This is a genomic window from Acidiphilium iwatense (assembly GCF_021556475.1).
GTDB classification, from domain to species: Bacteria; Pseudomonadota; Alphaproteobacteria; order Acetobacterales; family Acetobacteraceae; genus Acidiphilium; species Acidiphilium iwatense.
Genome location: NZ_JAKGBZ010000066.1, coordinates 1 through 13,660, shown reverse-complemented (window position 1 = coordinate 13,660; position 13,660 = coordinate 1). Strand labels below are relative to the sequence as shown.

The 13,660-nt window shown below is 54.5% G+C and carries 13 protein-coding genes and 1 pseudogene; 2 read left to right on the top strand and 12 right to left on the bottom strand.

Annotated features, from left to right (window positions below; genetic code table 11):
• Positions 1 to 300 precede the first annotated feature (300 nt).
• The 8 genes from L2A60_RS18565 to L2A60_RS18530 form a co-directional block, all read right to left on the bottom strand.
• Positions 301 to 1,038, bottom strand: a complete 738-nt coding sequence (locus tag L2A60_RS18565; RefSeq protein ID WP_235705963.1) for an ABC transporter ATP-binding protein — start codon at positions 1,036 to 1,038, stop codon at positions 301 to 303.
• Positions 1,035 to 1,820 (bottom strand): ABC transporter ATP-binding protein, encoded by a 786-nt coding sequence (locus L2A60_RS18560; protein ID WP_235705962.1) that lies wholly within the window; start codon positions 1,818 to 1,820, stop codon positions 1,035 to 1,037. Before L2A60_RS18560 ends, L2A60_RS18565 begins: the two co-directional genes overlap by 4 nt.
• The gene (locus tag L2A60_RS18555; protein ID WP_235705961.1) at positions 1,817 to 2,812 is read right to left on the bottom strand and encodes a branched-chain amino acid ABC transporter permease; all 996 of its coding nucleotides are present in this window, start codon (positions 2,810 to 2,812) and stop codon (positions 1,817 to 1,819) included. Before L2A60_RS18555 ends, L2A60_RS18560 begins: the two co-directional genes overlap by 4 nt.
• The gene (locus tag L2A60_RS18550) at positions 2,812 to 3,714 is read right to left on the bottom strand and encodes a branched-chain amino acid ABC transporter permease (protein WP_235705960.1); all 903 of its coding nucleotides are present in this window, start codon (positions 3,712 to 3,714) and stop codon (positions 2,812 to 2,814) included. Before L2A60_RS18550 ends, L2A60_RS18555 begins: the two co-directional genes overlap by 1 nt.
• Before the next feature lie 139 nt (positions 3,715 to 3,853).
• Complete coding sequence (locus tag L2A60_RS18545) at positions 3,854 to 5,002, bottom strand: branched-chain amino acid ABC transporter substrate-binding protein (protein WP_235705959.1); 1,149 nt, start codon at positions 5,000 to 5,002, stop codon at positions 3,854 to 3,856.
• A 17-nt stretch (positions 5,003 to 5,019) separates the two neighbouring features.
• Entirely contained in the window at positions 5,020 to 5,832 is an 813-nt protein-coding gene (locus tag L2A60_RS18540) for a GntR family transcriptional regulator (protein ID WP_235705958.1), read from the bottom strand.
• A complete protein-coding gene (locus tag L2A60_RS18535) occupies positions 5,825 to 6,832 on the bottom strand; it encodes a 4-hydroxyproline epimerase (protein ID WP_235705957.1) in 1,008 nt (335 codons plus the stop codon). The genes L2A60_RS18540 and L2A60_RS18535 overlap by 8 nt, the downstream gene beginning before the upstream one ends.
• The gene (locus tag L2A60_RS18530; protein WP_235705956.1) at positions 6,829 to 7,755 is read right to left on the bottom strand and encodes a dihydrodipicolinate synthase family protein; all 927 of its coding nucleotides are present in this window, start codon (positions 7,753 to 7,755) and stop codon (positions 6,829 to 6,831) included. The genes L2A60_RS18535 and L2A60_RS18530 overlap by 4 nt, the downstream gene beginning before the upstream one ends.
• Before the next feature lie 59 nt (positions 7,756 to 7,814).
• On the opposite strand from L2A60_RS18530, the gene L2A60_RS18525 reads away from it, so the two are divergent.
• A complete protein-coding gene (locus L2A60_RS18525) occupies positions 7,815 to 9,083 on the top strand; it encodes an NAD(P)/FAD-dependent oxidoreductase (protein ID WP_235705955.1) in 1,269 nt (422 codons plus the stop codon).
• A 16-nt stretch (positions 9,084 to 9,099) separates the two neighbouring features.
• Positions 9,100 to 9,399: pseudogene (locus L2A60_RS18520) on the top strand (proline racemase family protein); the annotation flags it as partial.
• Between the two features lie 39 nt (positions 9,400 to 9,438).
• On the opposite strand, the gene L2A60_RS18515 reads toward L2A60_RS18520, so the two are convergent.
• From L2A60_RS18515 to L2A60_RS18500, 4 genes are all read right to left on the bottom strand, one after another.
• Positions 9,439 to 9,627, bottom strand: coding sequence for a hypothetical protein (locus L2A60_RS18515; protein WP_235705954.1), 189 nt, complete (start codon positions 9,625 to 9,627; stop codon positions 9,439 to 9,441).
• Positions 9,628 to 9,724: 97 nt separating this feature from the next.
• Positions 9,725 to 11,143: an APC family permease gene (locus L2A60_RS18510; protein WP_235705953.1), complete on the bottom strand. Its 1,419-nt coding sequence runs from the start codon at positions 11,141 to 11,143 to the stop codon at positions 9,725 to 9,727.
• 254 nt (positions 11,144 to 11,397) lie between these two features.
• Positions 11,398 to 13,371, bottom strand: a complete 1,974-nt coding sequence (locus tag L2A60_RS18505; RefSeq protein ID WP_235705952.1) for a primary-amine oxidase — start codon at positions 13,369 to 13,371, stop codon at positions 11,398 to 11,400.
• Between the two features lie 12 nt (positions 13,372 to 13,383).
• Positions 13,384 to 13,660 (bottom strand): hypothetical protein (locus L2A60_RS18500; RefSeq protein WP_235705951.1); only part of this gene is annotated, 277 nt, incomplete at its 5' end.

Below are 13,660 nucleotides of genomic sequence, written 5' to 3'. Positions count from 1 at the left end.
TGTATTGGCCGAGCGATCCAAGATTGTATTTGATCGGCACCGGCCCGTTCATGGCGAATACCGGTCCGGTTGCAAGGGCTGCAAGCACCAGACCGGAACACGCCGTCGTTGCTATTTTCATAAACTTGATTTTCATCACGACCCCCTGTTGTTTCTCTATTGCAGACGTCTTTTTACGCGATCTATTGTACTTTTTATATCTAGTTAACGTATATCTTTAATTATGCAATATTTATGTACCGTGAATTATTTTCCAACTAATCTCATGGTTCTGTAACAACTTCCTGATTTACCAAAATTTTACGACAACAATGATGCACCGTCGCTGCGCTCGCCGCCTAGATAGGCCGTCTGGATTTCCGACGACCCAAGTAATGTATCAGCCTCTCCGGTGAGCACGATCCGCCCGACCTCAAGCACATAGCCACGATCGGCGAGTTTTAACGCCATTCGGGCATTCTGTTCAACCAACAAGACAGTGACGCCAGTACGCGCGATTTGACGCAAACTGCGAAAAATCGCCTGCACGATGATCGGCGCTAGTCCTAGGCTCGGCTCGTCCAAAAGCAGCAGCCGTGGCTTTGCCATAAGGGCTCGGCCGATCGCGAGCATCTGCTGTTCGCCGCCCGACAGCGTACCCGCAAATTGCCCGCGCCGTTCAGCAAGACGAGGAAACATCGACATCACGAAGTCGAGCGAACCGGCAATCTCGCCATGTGGCCGGGTGAATCCCCCGAGCCTGAGATTTTCTAGGACAGTCAGCGTGCCGAACACGCGCCGCCCCTCCGGCGACTGTGCAATTCCACGCCGAACTATCCGGTCCGCCCCAAGTTTCGTGATCCCCACGCCATCGAAGTGGATCGTTCCGCTGCGTGGTAAGAGTAGACCAGAAATGGTGCGCATCAGCGTCGTCTTTCCTGCACCATTGGCACCCAAAATCGCGATGATTTCTCGCTTTGAGACGGTGAGTGAAATTCCTTTCAGTGCCTCGATCTGCCCATAGTTCACTCGCAGATCGGCGATGTCGAGCAGACTCACGTCACATTCTCCGCCTCGTTCTCATCGCGGCCGAGATATGCCTCGATCACCTGCGGATTCGAACGAATCGCAGCCGCATTGCCTTCTGCGATCTTGCGGCCGAAATTGATCACCACAATGTGATCAGTGACGTTCATTACCACGTTCATGTCGTGCTCGACCAAAAGCACCGTAATCCCCGAATCACGGATGCCAAAAATCGTACGATTGAGTGCGCTCGATTCCGCATCGTTCAGCCCGGCCGCGGGCTCATCGAGAATGACGAGCTTCGGCTCGGCGGCCAGCGTACGCGCAAGTTCCACACGCCGCTGCACGCCATAGGGTAGCGAGGTCGCTGGCTCGTTCGCGAAACGATCAAGATCGAGCTTACAGAGAATTTCATGGGTTCGTTCAGCAAGCGCTGTTTCCTCGCGACGCTGCGCCGGAAGGCTGAGCATGCCCTGCCACCAATACTGTTGCGCGCGCAAATGACCGCCGGCACGGACATTCTCGAACACCGACATCGCAGGAAACAGCCTGATTGTCTGGAAGGTTCGCATGATTCCTGCCCGTGCGATGGCATGTGGCTGCCAACCGGTAATTTCCTGTCCCTGGAAACAGACTTTCCCTTTAGTCGGCCGGTAAACACCGGTGATCATGTTGAAGACCGTCGTCTTGCCCGCACCGTTAGGACCGATCAGTGCAACTATGTGTCCTTTCTCAACAGCGAAGGAGAGATCGTCCACAGCGTGCAATCCGCCAAAGCTGATGCCCGCCCCCTGCAATTCTAGGAGCGCGCTCATGCCCGTACGCTCCGCTGTGGCCACAATCCTTGCGGTCGCAGAACCATCACGGCGATCATCGCGAAACCGAAGATCAGGTAGCGATACTGAGCGAAGTCTCTGAAGATTTGTGGTAAAATGAACATCAGTGCGGTGCCAAGCAGAACGCCTGGAATCGAGCCTTGTCCACCGACGATCACGATCGCGAACAGGGTAACAGATTCTGTGAAGACAAAGGAACTCGGGCTGACCGTGGAAATCTGGACAGCGAACAGCGTGCCGGCCAGGCCCGCAAGGCCGGCACCAATCGCGAACGCAAGCGTCTTCACCATACGCGAGTCGACGCCGAGGGTTGTTGATGCGAGTTCATCTTGTTTCAGGTAACGTAACGTGCGGCCAAATTCCGATGCGTCGAGATTCCGCATTAAGACGAGTACAATGCCGAGCACAACCCAGTCTAGCCAGAACATGGCACTCTGACTTGCAAGCTGAAATCCGAACAAAAATGGAACGCCAATGTCGGTAATACCGCCCGAGCCGCCCGTTATCCCACCCAAGTTGTTGCGCATAGCAAGAACAAAAATTGCGTTGAACCCGATTGTCGCAACCAAAAGATAATCGCCGCGCAACCGGATGAGCGGAGCTGCAAGCAGTGCACCCACGCCGGCGGAGACCAGAATCGCAAATGGGATCGTCGCGAAAATTGGCCAACCAAATGTGACGTTGAGGATTGCAGTAACGTAGGCGCCGATCCCAAAATAACCAGCATGACCCATATCGAACATGCCGGCGCGCCCGAGAATGATGTCTTCAGACAAAGCGACGATGCCATAGATCGCAAAGATCGCCGCGATCGAAATCCAGGCATTGTCGAAGAGCGCAGGAACGAACAAGCCGAGTACCCAGAGCCCGCCTGCAATGCGTCTGGCGCCTTTGAGTCCTATCCTGCGCGAAAACAACGTATCGCCCTTGATGCTGACTGACTGAGACAAGGGCTTCAGTTTCGCGTCCATCACACTTTCTCCGCGACGCGTTCGCCGAGCAAACCTGTTGGACGAACCAGAAGAATGGCGATCAGCAGAGCGAAGGTGATCGCATTCTGCCATGAGCTGGAGACGTAGCCGGCGGCGAAGGCGTTGAATAACCCGAGCAGGACGCCACCGAGCATCGCACCTGGAATATTGCCGATGCCGCCGAGGATCGCTGCAATGAACGCGTAGAGCCCATAGGTCCAGCCCATGGTGAAATAGGCTTCGCGGTAATAGATGCCGATGAACAAACCACCTACCGCACCAAGCGTGGGGCCGATTACGAACACGATGGCGATCACGCGGTTGACATTGATGCCCATCAATCTTGCGGCATCCTGATCGATCGCGGCAGCACGGATCGCGGTACCGAAGCGCGTGTGGTTGACGAAGAGGTAGAGCGCTGCCATCAGAAAGATAGAGGCGACGATGATCATCACCTGAACAAAGCTGATCGATGCGCCAGCGGCATGCCAAGTAATCCTTGGCAGCAAACCGGATGGAAACACGGCAACCTCCGGTCCCCAGATTAACATGATGCCATTTTCTATGAGTAGTGAAGCGCCCAATGCGGAGATCACTGCGGCCAGCCTATCCGCCTTGCGTAACGGACGATAGGCAACGAGCTCAAGTACTACCCCCGCTGCGGCGACCAAGACGATCGCCACAACGAAGGCGAGCAGGAGTAGAGCGGGACCAGGATGTCCACTCCCGGCTGTCGACGTCAACATTGTCAGGCCAATGAACGCGCCAAGGATGCAGAGATCGCCATGGGCGAAGTTGATCAGCCGCATCACGCCGTACACCATCGTATAGCCAAGCGCGATGAGGGCGTAGATGCCACCGACCGTGAGCCCATTAAAGACCTGTTGAATAAACGTTCCCATCGCGTTTCTTTCTATTTTTCTATCCCATTTATTTAAACTCCAGGGATAGGCAGTTTACCACATCAGCGATTTCATTACGATTTACATTATTGACTTAGCGAATCGGGTTGCGGAATTATCACACCGGTGTTGGTCTTGCTCATCCGGCTTTCGGTTTCGGATAGACAATCCTGTAGCTGCCATTACCTTGCACCTCGAAGGCCGTGAACGCAGTGCCGATCCGCTCGCCGCGGCGATTCCATGTGAAATCTCCCGTCAGGCCATCGAATTCTTTCATGTGATGAAGGTAGTTTTCTATTTTGGTCGGTTTCACGCCGTGCGTTTTCTCAATCGCCTGCATCACCGCACGCATGCCGTCCGCATTTGTCAGCGTGTAAATCGACGGCGGTAGCTCACGATATTTGGCCTTGTAGGACGCGAGAAATCGCTTAGCTGCCGGATAAGGAAGGTCTTGTGGAGCGGGCACATTAATGATGATTGCCCCCTTTGCCGCCGACCCGGCGATCTTCGCGAAGGCAACATTTTCGTTCGCATCGCCCCCCACGAACGTCGCCTTCATGCCGAGTTGCACCATTTGTGCCCGAATCAGCCCGCCTTCCGAATAATATCCGGAAAAGTAGATGACATCGGGATGCATCGATTTAAGTTTTGTCAAGATCGGCGTGAAATTCTGCGCGCTCGCGTTGATATAGGACTTGTCGACAATATCGCCATGATCGGCCTCCACGTTCTTGATCACGGCGGCGGCAAGACCGGTTGCGTAACTGGAATGATCGGTCATCACCGCGATGTGCTTGAAATGTCGAACATCGACGAGGTAATGGGCGGTGAACTTCGCTTCGGCACTGTTCGGAGGAGCGTTGCCGAACCAGGTGTTATACCCTTTCTCGATCAGCTTGTTGGACGTTCCGTCTGAGGTCTGAATCACCTTGGCCCGCGCATAGATCGGCTCGGCGGCGAGTGCCGCGCCGCTGGTATAGGATCCGATCACTGCCACCACACCGTCATCCACCAACTGGCGTGCACAGATCGCCGCTTGCGAAGCTTTACCCTCATCGTCGCAGACCTTGACCTCGATCTTACGACCGATCAGGCCCCCCTTGGCGTTCTGCTCCTCGGCGAGCAGCTTCACTGCCTTCTCGATTCCCTGCCCTTCATCGGCATAGGCGCCGGTGATCGGCACCTGAACGCCGATCTTGATTGATGGTACCGCCGCGTTTGCATTTCTTCCAAATGTCAACAGCACCATACCGGATATAACGCCAATCATGAGTTTACTATTCAGCATTGTTTCAACTCCCTTTGTTATGATGTTGAAGGTTCGGTAATGCTGGAAGCTCTCCGTGCCAAGCGGCTACTCCCATGCGATATCCGTTCAATTGAAGCCAATGGCTCGCCGTTTCCACCCGGCTGCCGGAAGTCCGGCTCGATTTCGTGCCGCAAATCGTCCAGGGTAGCCTGGATGTGTCCGGACATTAGTTTTTCGACCAAGGGAGCATCACGTCCAAGCCAAGCGTCGAGAATGTCGGCATGTTCTGCATTCGCGCGCTGAATTCTCCCTGATGCCGCGAGGTGGTGCCGAACATAGCGTTCCGACACAATGTGCAGCCGTTCGATGATCTGGCCTGTAAGATCACGACCCGCAGATGCGACCAGCGCTTTGTGGAAGGCACGATGCAGTGACCCGATGTCGCTCAATTGCCGCGATATAGCCTTGCTCAGCGCCGCAAGGTTTCGGATCGCCGCCCTCCTGTCTGCCTCGTTGGCTGTCATAGCCCCGCGCGCTGCCGCTGCGGGTTCGATCGCCAGACGCAGATCGTACACTTCATAGGCTTCTGCCCTGGTCAGCGGACGAACGAAGAAGCCGCGATTAGGGATCGTATAGATCAGACCATCCTGTTGAATGCGACCCAGCGCTTCTCTGACTGGGATTTTGCTGATGCCCAGTTCCCCTGCAAGCACGTCTTGGCGGATCGGCGCACCAGCCGCAAGCCGACCAGTGTGGATATGATCGCGGACGATATCGACGATTCGATCGGCGGACAGTACAACGGGTTTAACCCGGCGCCCGAAAGCCACACGGTCCGCTGCGTCGATCCGGCTGCCCGCCTTAGACAACCTGAAACCCCTCCCAGAAACTATCCTTCCGATCAATCCAGATCGTGTTGAACCCCGTGGAAATTGCCGCGCCCTTGATCGTTGGAATTATGGCTGGTTGACCGCCTATCTCGGTTTCGGCTTCGACGGTCCCGATGAATCGGCTGCCGATATAGCTCTCATGGACGAACCGGTCGCCGACTTTCAGTCGCCCGGTCGCGACGAGATGGGCGAGTCTGGCAGAGGTTCCCGTGCCACAGGGAGAGCGATCGATCGCGCGGTCGCCGTAGAACACCGCGTTGCGGCCATCTGCGCCCGCACCTTTTGGCGCGTCAGCCCAGAGGACGTGACTCACGCCCCTGATCGTCGGGTCGAGCGGATGCACTGGTTCGATCGTCGCGCGAACTTGACGGCGGATTTCTCCACTATATTCGATTAGTCGTGCTGCGCCGATGACATCGATTCCCTTATATCGCCCCTGCGGCTCGATGATCGCATAGTAGTTGCCGCCAAAGGCGATGTCGACCGATAGCGGCCCAAGTTCCGGCAACTCGACCTTGACTCCCCGCGCCGCTAAGAAAGCCGGTACATTACGGATCGTGACAGCGGCGACTCTGTCCCCCTCGATCGTGTATGCCGCCTCCACGATCCCTGCCGGCACTTCGAGTCGCACGACGCCGGGGCGCTGCGGCTGAATCAGCCCGTGCTCCAGCCCGAAAGTGACAAGACCAATTGTGCCGTGACCGCACATCGGCAGGCAGCCGCTTGTCTCGATAAAGAGAATACCGGTATCGGTATCCTCACGGGTTGGCGGATAAAGGAATCCACCGGACATCATATCGTGGCCGCGCGGCTCAAAGCATAGCCCCGTGCGGATCCAGTCGAACCGCGCCAAAAAATCCTGCCGTCGCTCGGACATTGAGTTCCCGCGCAGCAGAGGCGCGCCACCGACGACGAGGCGAACCGGATTTCCGGCCGTATGGCCGTCAATACAGAAGAAGGCGTGCCGCCCCAGGCTCATGCGGGAATGACCTGTTCGACGTCCTGCCGGCCGAGCGGGCTGGTGACGGCGGCGCGCCGCACCATCTCGATCACCTCTGCCCTACGCTCGCCAGTCAACGTGAGGCGCGGCAGTCGGACTCGTTCCGAACCGCGTCCCATCATCTGTTCGGCGAGTTTGATCGACTGCACCAGGTCATGTTCGGCGTCGAGATGGAGCAGCGGCATGAACCAGCGATAGATCTTCCGTGCCTCATCGAGATCGCCGGCGCGAATTGCCGCGACCAACCGAACCGATTCGCGCGGAAAGGCGTTCGTCAGGCCGGAAACCCAGCCGCACGCGCCCAGTAACAACCCTTCGAACGCCAGGTCATCGAGCCCAGCGAAAATTTCGAAGCGATTACCGAAACTGTTATGCAGATCGGTGAAGCGGCGCGAATCTGGCACACTTTCTTTGATCGCCACAATCGTCTCGATGTGAGAAACTGCCTCGAGCACCTCGACGCCGATATTGATCCGATACGCAGGCGGATTGTTGTAGAGCATGATCGGCAGCGACGAGGCGCTCGCCACTGTCTTGAAATGTACGATCAATTCCTCGGTGCGAGGCACATAGACCATGGGGGGCAGCAGCATCAGCCCATCGACGCCGACTTTCTCAGCGGCACGGGCGCTATCGGCCGCTCGGCGAGCGTCAAACTCGGAAATGCCAGCGATCACCGGCACTCGGCCGGCCACTGCCTCGCAGGTAGCCTCAAGCACGCGAAGCTTCTCGTCCGTATCGAGCGAGTTGTTCTCTCCCACTGTCCCCAGGACGACAAGCCCGTCGATGCCGTCGTTAATAAGGTCGTCTTGCACGCGCTGTGTTGCACGGAGATCCAGGGACATGTCCGGGGCGAATTGCGTGGTCGTCGCAGGCAATATGCCGTGCCAGCTAGTTGCCATGATATTTCTCCTCGTCTATTAGATCGTATACGTATACGATTTCTGGAGGTAAGGCAAGGGTGGGTGTTAAACAACCAGACCGGACCGTACTGATCGTAGGCGGCGGCATCATTGGTCTGTGCTGCGCACTGCGGCTGCAGCAGGCCGGTTACGCCACAACGATCGTAGATCCCGGCGACTTCAACCTGTCGGCTTCGCGCGGCAATGCCGGGCATATCGCGATCGAACAGATCGAACCCCTAGCCTCGCGCGCAGCGATCCGTAGTACCGTCGGCCGGTTCGCGCTCGGACGAGGCTCACTGTCGCTACCGCTGCGCGATATCGGGGAATGGGCGCCATTCGCCTGGAAACTCATCCGGGCGGCGAATCCATCGCAATTCGAGGCTGGCAAGGTCATCCTTCGCTGCCTGCTGGCGAAGGCGATTTCGGGTTGGCGCAGGCTAGCGCTGGACATTGCCGCACCCGATCTCTTGTTGGAACGCGGGCATGTCATAGTCTGGCAGGATGCCCGGCGCGCAGCACGCGATATTGCCGCATGGCAGCGGACGGACACCGGAACAGCGCGGTCCCATCCAGCGCGTCCGGCCGAACGGGCGGTCATGGCCAAGGCGTTAGGTGTTGAATTGGCAGCCGCTTTGATCTTCGAGAACACAGGCCAGGTCGCCGACCTAGACCGGCTCTTTCGGATGTTGGGTGCAGCTTGGCGCGCCGGCGGCGGACGGATGATCAAGGGTACCGTTCGCCGCATGACAATCGCAGAAGGTTTGGCGAAACTCACCCTCGACGACGGTAGAGAAATCGTTCCTGAGACGATCCTTCTCACCGCCGGCGTGGCCTCAGGCCGGCTCCTCGGCGATCTCGGTCGCCCCGTACCGCTGATCGCTGAACGTGGCTACCACATTCAATCGGAGCATCACGACTGGCCCGCGGATATGCCGCCTGTCGTGTTCCAGGAACGTTCGATCATCATCACGCGGTTCGAAGCCGGATTACGAGTGGCTGGATTTGTGGAGTTCGGCCGCCCAGATTCACCGCCAGATGCCCGTAAATGGGCGCGGCTGCAGCGCCACGCTACCGAGTTGTCCTTGCCATTGCACGCGCCCCTGACACGCTGGATGGGCGCACGACCGACCCTGCCCGACTATATCCCCGCCATCGGCCGAGCCAGCTTCGCACGGAACCTCGTTTACGCCTTCGGTCACCAACATCTGGGCGTCACGTTGGCGCCAGTCACTGCGGATATCGTATGCCACATCGTCGATGGCTCGGCCGATCCACAATCCATCGCCAGCCTTAGCCTCGAGCGATTCGCGGCGACAAAAACCTGATATCGAAAATATGGAAATGTGTACCTCCAAAATCATCCATGTCGTTAGCTGCCACGCCGAGGGCGAGGTCGGCGATGTCATCGTCTGCGGCGTCGCGCCGCCAGCGGGTGAGTCTATATGGGAGCAGTCACGATTCATCGCTGCGGACGAGACGCCGCGCAACTTCATGCTCATCGAACCCCGAGGCGGCGCGTTCCGCCAGGTCAACCTCCTTGTCCCGCCTAAAAATACTGCGGCGCAGATGGATTGGGTTATCACAAAACCTGCGGCCACGCCGCCAATGTCTGGCTCGAATTCGATCTGCGTGTCGACTCTGTCCCGCTCGACACGGGTTCGATATAAAGGGTGGTGACGCCTAGCCGCCCGCATCATTGACGGACGGGGATAGGGCGATAAATTCCGGCCAGTTATTGAGATCGGATGTGCTCTGGTGATGCTCAATGAACAGATCGTCGAGCACGTCGATCGCATCAAACGACCGAAACCACCGAAACGGCATCATGGCCAGGCATTTGCGGCTGAATTCGTCGATGACGTTCAGCATCCCGTATTCCTGCCATTACTGGGTCTGATCCTCGCCGATCTTTCTCCGCACCCACATCAAGCATTTTATCAAAAAACTCAAAAATAGTTGCCATTTTCTAATCCTCCAAAGCCACGTGAAGGCCGAGATTCAAGCTTTCAAATCGTCGGTTCACAAGATAGATACTATAAATTATCCCAGCCAGAATGACGGCCAGCGTTGTTAAACCAAAGTAGTTGTATGGCGTCGGCTGTCCCGGCTCAACAGTAGAGTACAATGGAACCAAATAAATTAAGCAGCCGAGAATTGGAAAAACAAGATGAAATAGTACAGAAAAATGATCTTTATGATTCCTAATAAAATATACAGGGAGGGCTAAATTAACAATCACAAAAATTATAATTAATGGTATCGTACCCAATGTTCCCGTCCAATTAAAAGCGTTGATCGGACCAAAAATCAATCCAATGACGACAGCAACCCCTAAGGCACCAATTGAAATTAACAGCAAAGCAGCATAAGGTGTACGATATGTTTCATGAACATTTGAAAGATTTTTGAATAATACGCCTTCTTTTGATAAATTATAGAGCACACGAGCCGCAGCATTTATTGCAACCAGAACAAGTGATAACGTACTTGTCAGACCAGCCACATAAAAAAGCCATACATATGGTCCAAGAGCATATTTTGCTACGCTAATCATTGGATATGTGGCGTGAGTTAAAATGTGATTGTCAAATTTGGATCCAATAATCGTAGCGTAAACACAAAACACATATAGTATAGTAGCCAGCGTGATGGCCGAAAATACTGCAACTCGAATCGAATGATGAGGTTTGTGCGCCTCTTCTGCCATGGTGGCAGCATTGCTAGAGCCAATAAACGGATAGATGGCCAACGGAAACGCTAAACCAACGCCTTTGAAATTAGAAAATAACTTACCAAAACTAAACGGAGACAATGAAATATAATTCACATGGCTGAAAATCATAAAGCCAGAACCTATTAAGAGGACAATAACCTCAAAGACAAATAATGAAATTGCAATACGGGACGATAGAGTGACGCCACTAATGCAAAGCCACGTCCCGATACCTACAAATACAACCATCAAAATTAACCAATTGGTATTAACGCCAAGAATTTCCTTTATTGTAAATTGCGTCCAAGTGCCAACAACAAGAAAAACAGAAGCGATAAGTAAAATCCATGCAAATAAATACATAATACCGACGGTAATTCCAACATGGTTGCCGAAAGAACGTGAGATAAAACAAGTATACGAACCAGCGCTAGGGCACTTCCGTGAAAACTCGGCGGTTGTATTGACATGAAAAAAAGTAGCAACGCCAGCTAATAAAAATAGAAGTGGGGCACCAAAGCCAACACCAGCAACGACTAACCCCAAAGTAGTAAAAAGACTGTATGCTGGAGCCATATTGGCAAAGGACAGTCCGGATAGTTGCCAAACGCCCAGCGACCCCTTTTTAAGTTTATGATGTGTTGCAACTGTTGCCAAGTTTCGTGCATCCATGGTGTTTCTCCATTTGACCGTTCTTTCTGATCATTTATTGTGGCCAGTGAAGGGAGCCTGAACAGTTTTTTATTTTATCTCTTTGCCAGAGATTGTAGGACAATAAGGCAAAAGCTGAGACCTTGATGCGTATGCTTACATTTTTGCGGGCAGATTTTTCAATCCTTTACCGGAGTTGTATCGTGCAGCATGATAGGCGCCGAATAATTGCTTGGCAGCCCAGTCATGGATAGATCTTGGATTTTCCATAATGCCTAATGGTGACAACAAGTGGCATCGGAGTGGCGCCGGCTGGCTCGATTGATATCAGGAGGCAGGTCAAGTGCAGGATTTTGATCGAAAAAGCCGCTCGGCATGAGAGTGAATCCTGCACTAATACAAGGCTGTACGGGAAAATCTTCAGTACGTGGCAAATGGTGTAGTCCTAATACGTGCCATAGGACGATTTCGGCATCAGCTATTGGCCGGTTTTGGGCGATGAAATCCTCTATTCCGCCGCGGCCATCAGAATGATTCATGAATTCGCCGGCCGGATAACGCTCGTCAGGATTGAAAGCCGTCACCCAGAGATGATTTTTAATAAACCCGGACCGCCGCGCCGACGGCGAGTCTGATGCCAAGAATGGTGTAATCGTATGAGTGGGTTCAAGTCGGTAGCCGACTGGCTTACCAACATGGTTGACCACGTGGGGGTTTATGATTTTCCAGTATCTTTGCCGCGCTGGATCGGCGCGTCGCGCCCCCTCGATTTCGGTTCGAAGAGTCCGTTCGGTCACAAAAAAGGCATTACCGTAAGGATTCGCGGGGCCGGTGGGCACCGCTTCAGTGTCGCACTCGAGAACGCTGTTCCGTTCCCCGTCGATTGCCATGTCGAGCCGAGCACAGAATATATGTTGGTGAACGTGGCCTTCAACGCCTGGCGCAACCTCGGCCCCAAAGCGTGATGGGCGCCCAGGAATACAGGCCGTTGTGTTAATGATTCCCGTAGCTTTCATCTCGAATTCGATCGAGCCGTCCTGCCGGAAGTACCAATAGGTTGCGTACTCATAGTTGCCGACAGTGCAGATACAGGAAATCACGAGTCGGCGGCCGCGCCGGATCTCCGCGCGGTCGGTACGGAAATCCCAATGCTTCCAGAGAATGCCAGAATCTTCCTCATGGATGCAGATTGCATTTTCGATTGTGTAGACGTTACCCGTCATCGTGTTCAGATGCGCGTCGAGATATGCTATGTGACCGAGGCAGTCACAGCCGAGCTTGAGCGAATTAGCTAACTTGCCAAGACCATATTCACCGATGTCAAACACGTTCTTGCGGACATGTCCCGGCTCCGGGGAACCATAGGGTACTACCATCTCAGCGAGCGATGCGCGGTGGATCACGCTTCGGCCATCGTAGCGAATGTCATGCAGTGTGATGGCCTCACGTGCGTTAAACCCGATGACTAGAGACCATTTATCCCAGGCAATTGAATTGCCCTCAAGGTTGAAGCTTGGCCCCTCAGTCTGTACCACATCGAGTGGTTTCAATGGCTTACGGAAATCCTCACGAAATTGCGACTCGTAGTTGAACTCCGCCATTGGTATTGGCAAACTACAATGGTCGTCGACCCGCAATACGCGACCCGCTTTGATGTCGACAACCGCGTTTAATCCGGCGATCGGATGAGCGTAGAGGTTATCATTCTGACGGGTCCGTAGCCAGCAGAAGGTGTGCGACAGAAGCCGGCCTTCTTCACCCTCTATATTGAAATTTCCACCAGACCACGGGTCAACACAGACAAGGCTCATGTCGGTGATGCCGCGCCGTGCACAGGCGGCGATGAAATCTGGATCACTGCGAACAATGTTCTCAATCGCCATGAACTGTTCGAGTTGGATCATTGGCTGTGCACCTGGCACGAAGTACTTGCTGTCGATCCGCATGGAACTCAGAGTGACGGTAAGGCGCCACACTCCAGCTTCATCATTGCGGAACACATTGACGCGCGCCGCACGAGGAGGAAGCTCGGCACCATTGCACCAAATTCGTAGAGCTGCTTTCGACGGTTCGAGCAATTCGATCATCTCGAACATAATCCCTGGGCCGAAATCAGGACTGGCACGCACGGCAGCAACGACGGTTTGAATTTCTGCAGGAGTCAGCGGATCCAGTGGGTGCAGAACAGATGATTCGGCCTTTGGTTGGGATGTTTCTGTCTTGATCGGGTGGGACGTGACATCATCCATCATCTTTCTCCGCTAGCTGGCTTCGCGCATGATCCAGAACAAAATTCCATCACAATAAACCATTGATGGTTCACTATTATACAGCATCTCTAAACGAGACATTTGACATTTGCCGTCAAATTTAGCCGCCATTTCTTGCGCCAGCACATTCCGCTGGTGCAAACGTCCGATTCCGAGGCTGACCGCATATTCGTAAAAATTTATTCGTTGGCGGGGCGGCATAATGGCGCGCTTCCCTTGACCAAATCCCGCGCTGGCCACCATCATGCGGGCAACATAAGGAGGACCC

What these genes read in the sequence shown, in the direction of transcription:
- L2A60_RS18535 (WP_235705957.1), bottom strand. Translation starts at nt 6,832, where the DNA reads ATGAGCCTGGGGCGGCACGCCTTCTTCTGTATTGACGGCCATACGGCC.
- L2A60_RS18550 (WP_235705960.1), bottom strand. Translation starts at nt 3,714, where the DNA reads ATGGGAACGTTTATTCAACAGGTCTTTAATGGGCTCACGGTCGGTGGC.
- L2A60_RS18515 (WP_235705954.1), bottom strand. Translation starts at nt 9,627, where the DNA reads ATGCTGAACGTCATCGACGAATTCAGCCGCAAATGCCTGGCCATGATG.
- L2A60_RS18545 (WP_235705959.1), bottom strand. Translation starts at nt 5,002, where the DNA reads ATGCTGAATAGTAAACTCATGATTGGCGTTATATCCGGTATGGTGCTG.
- L2A60_RS18530 (WP_235705956.1), bottom strand. Translation starts at nt 7,755, where the DNA reads ATGGCAACTAGCTGGCACGGCATATTGCCTGCGACGACCACGCAATTC.
- L2A60_RS18555 (WP_235705961.1), bottom strand. Translation starts at nt 2,812, where the DNA reads ATGGACGCGAAACTGAAGCCCTTGTCTCAGTCAGTCAGCATCAAGGGC.
- L2A60_RS18510 (WP_235705953.1), bottom strand. Translation starts at nt 11,143, where the DNA reads ATGGATGCACGAAACTTGGCAACAGTTGCAACACATCATAAACTTAAA.
- L2A60_RS18560 (WP_235705962.1), bottom strand. Translation starts at nt 1,820, where the DNA reads ATGAGCGCGCTCCTAGAATTGCAGGGGGCGGGCATCAGCTTTGGCGGA.
- L2A60_RS18505 (WP_235705952.1), bottom strand. Translation starts at nt 13,371, where the DNA reads ATGGATGATGTCACGTCCCACCCGATCAAGACAGAAACATCCCAACCA.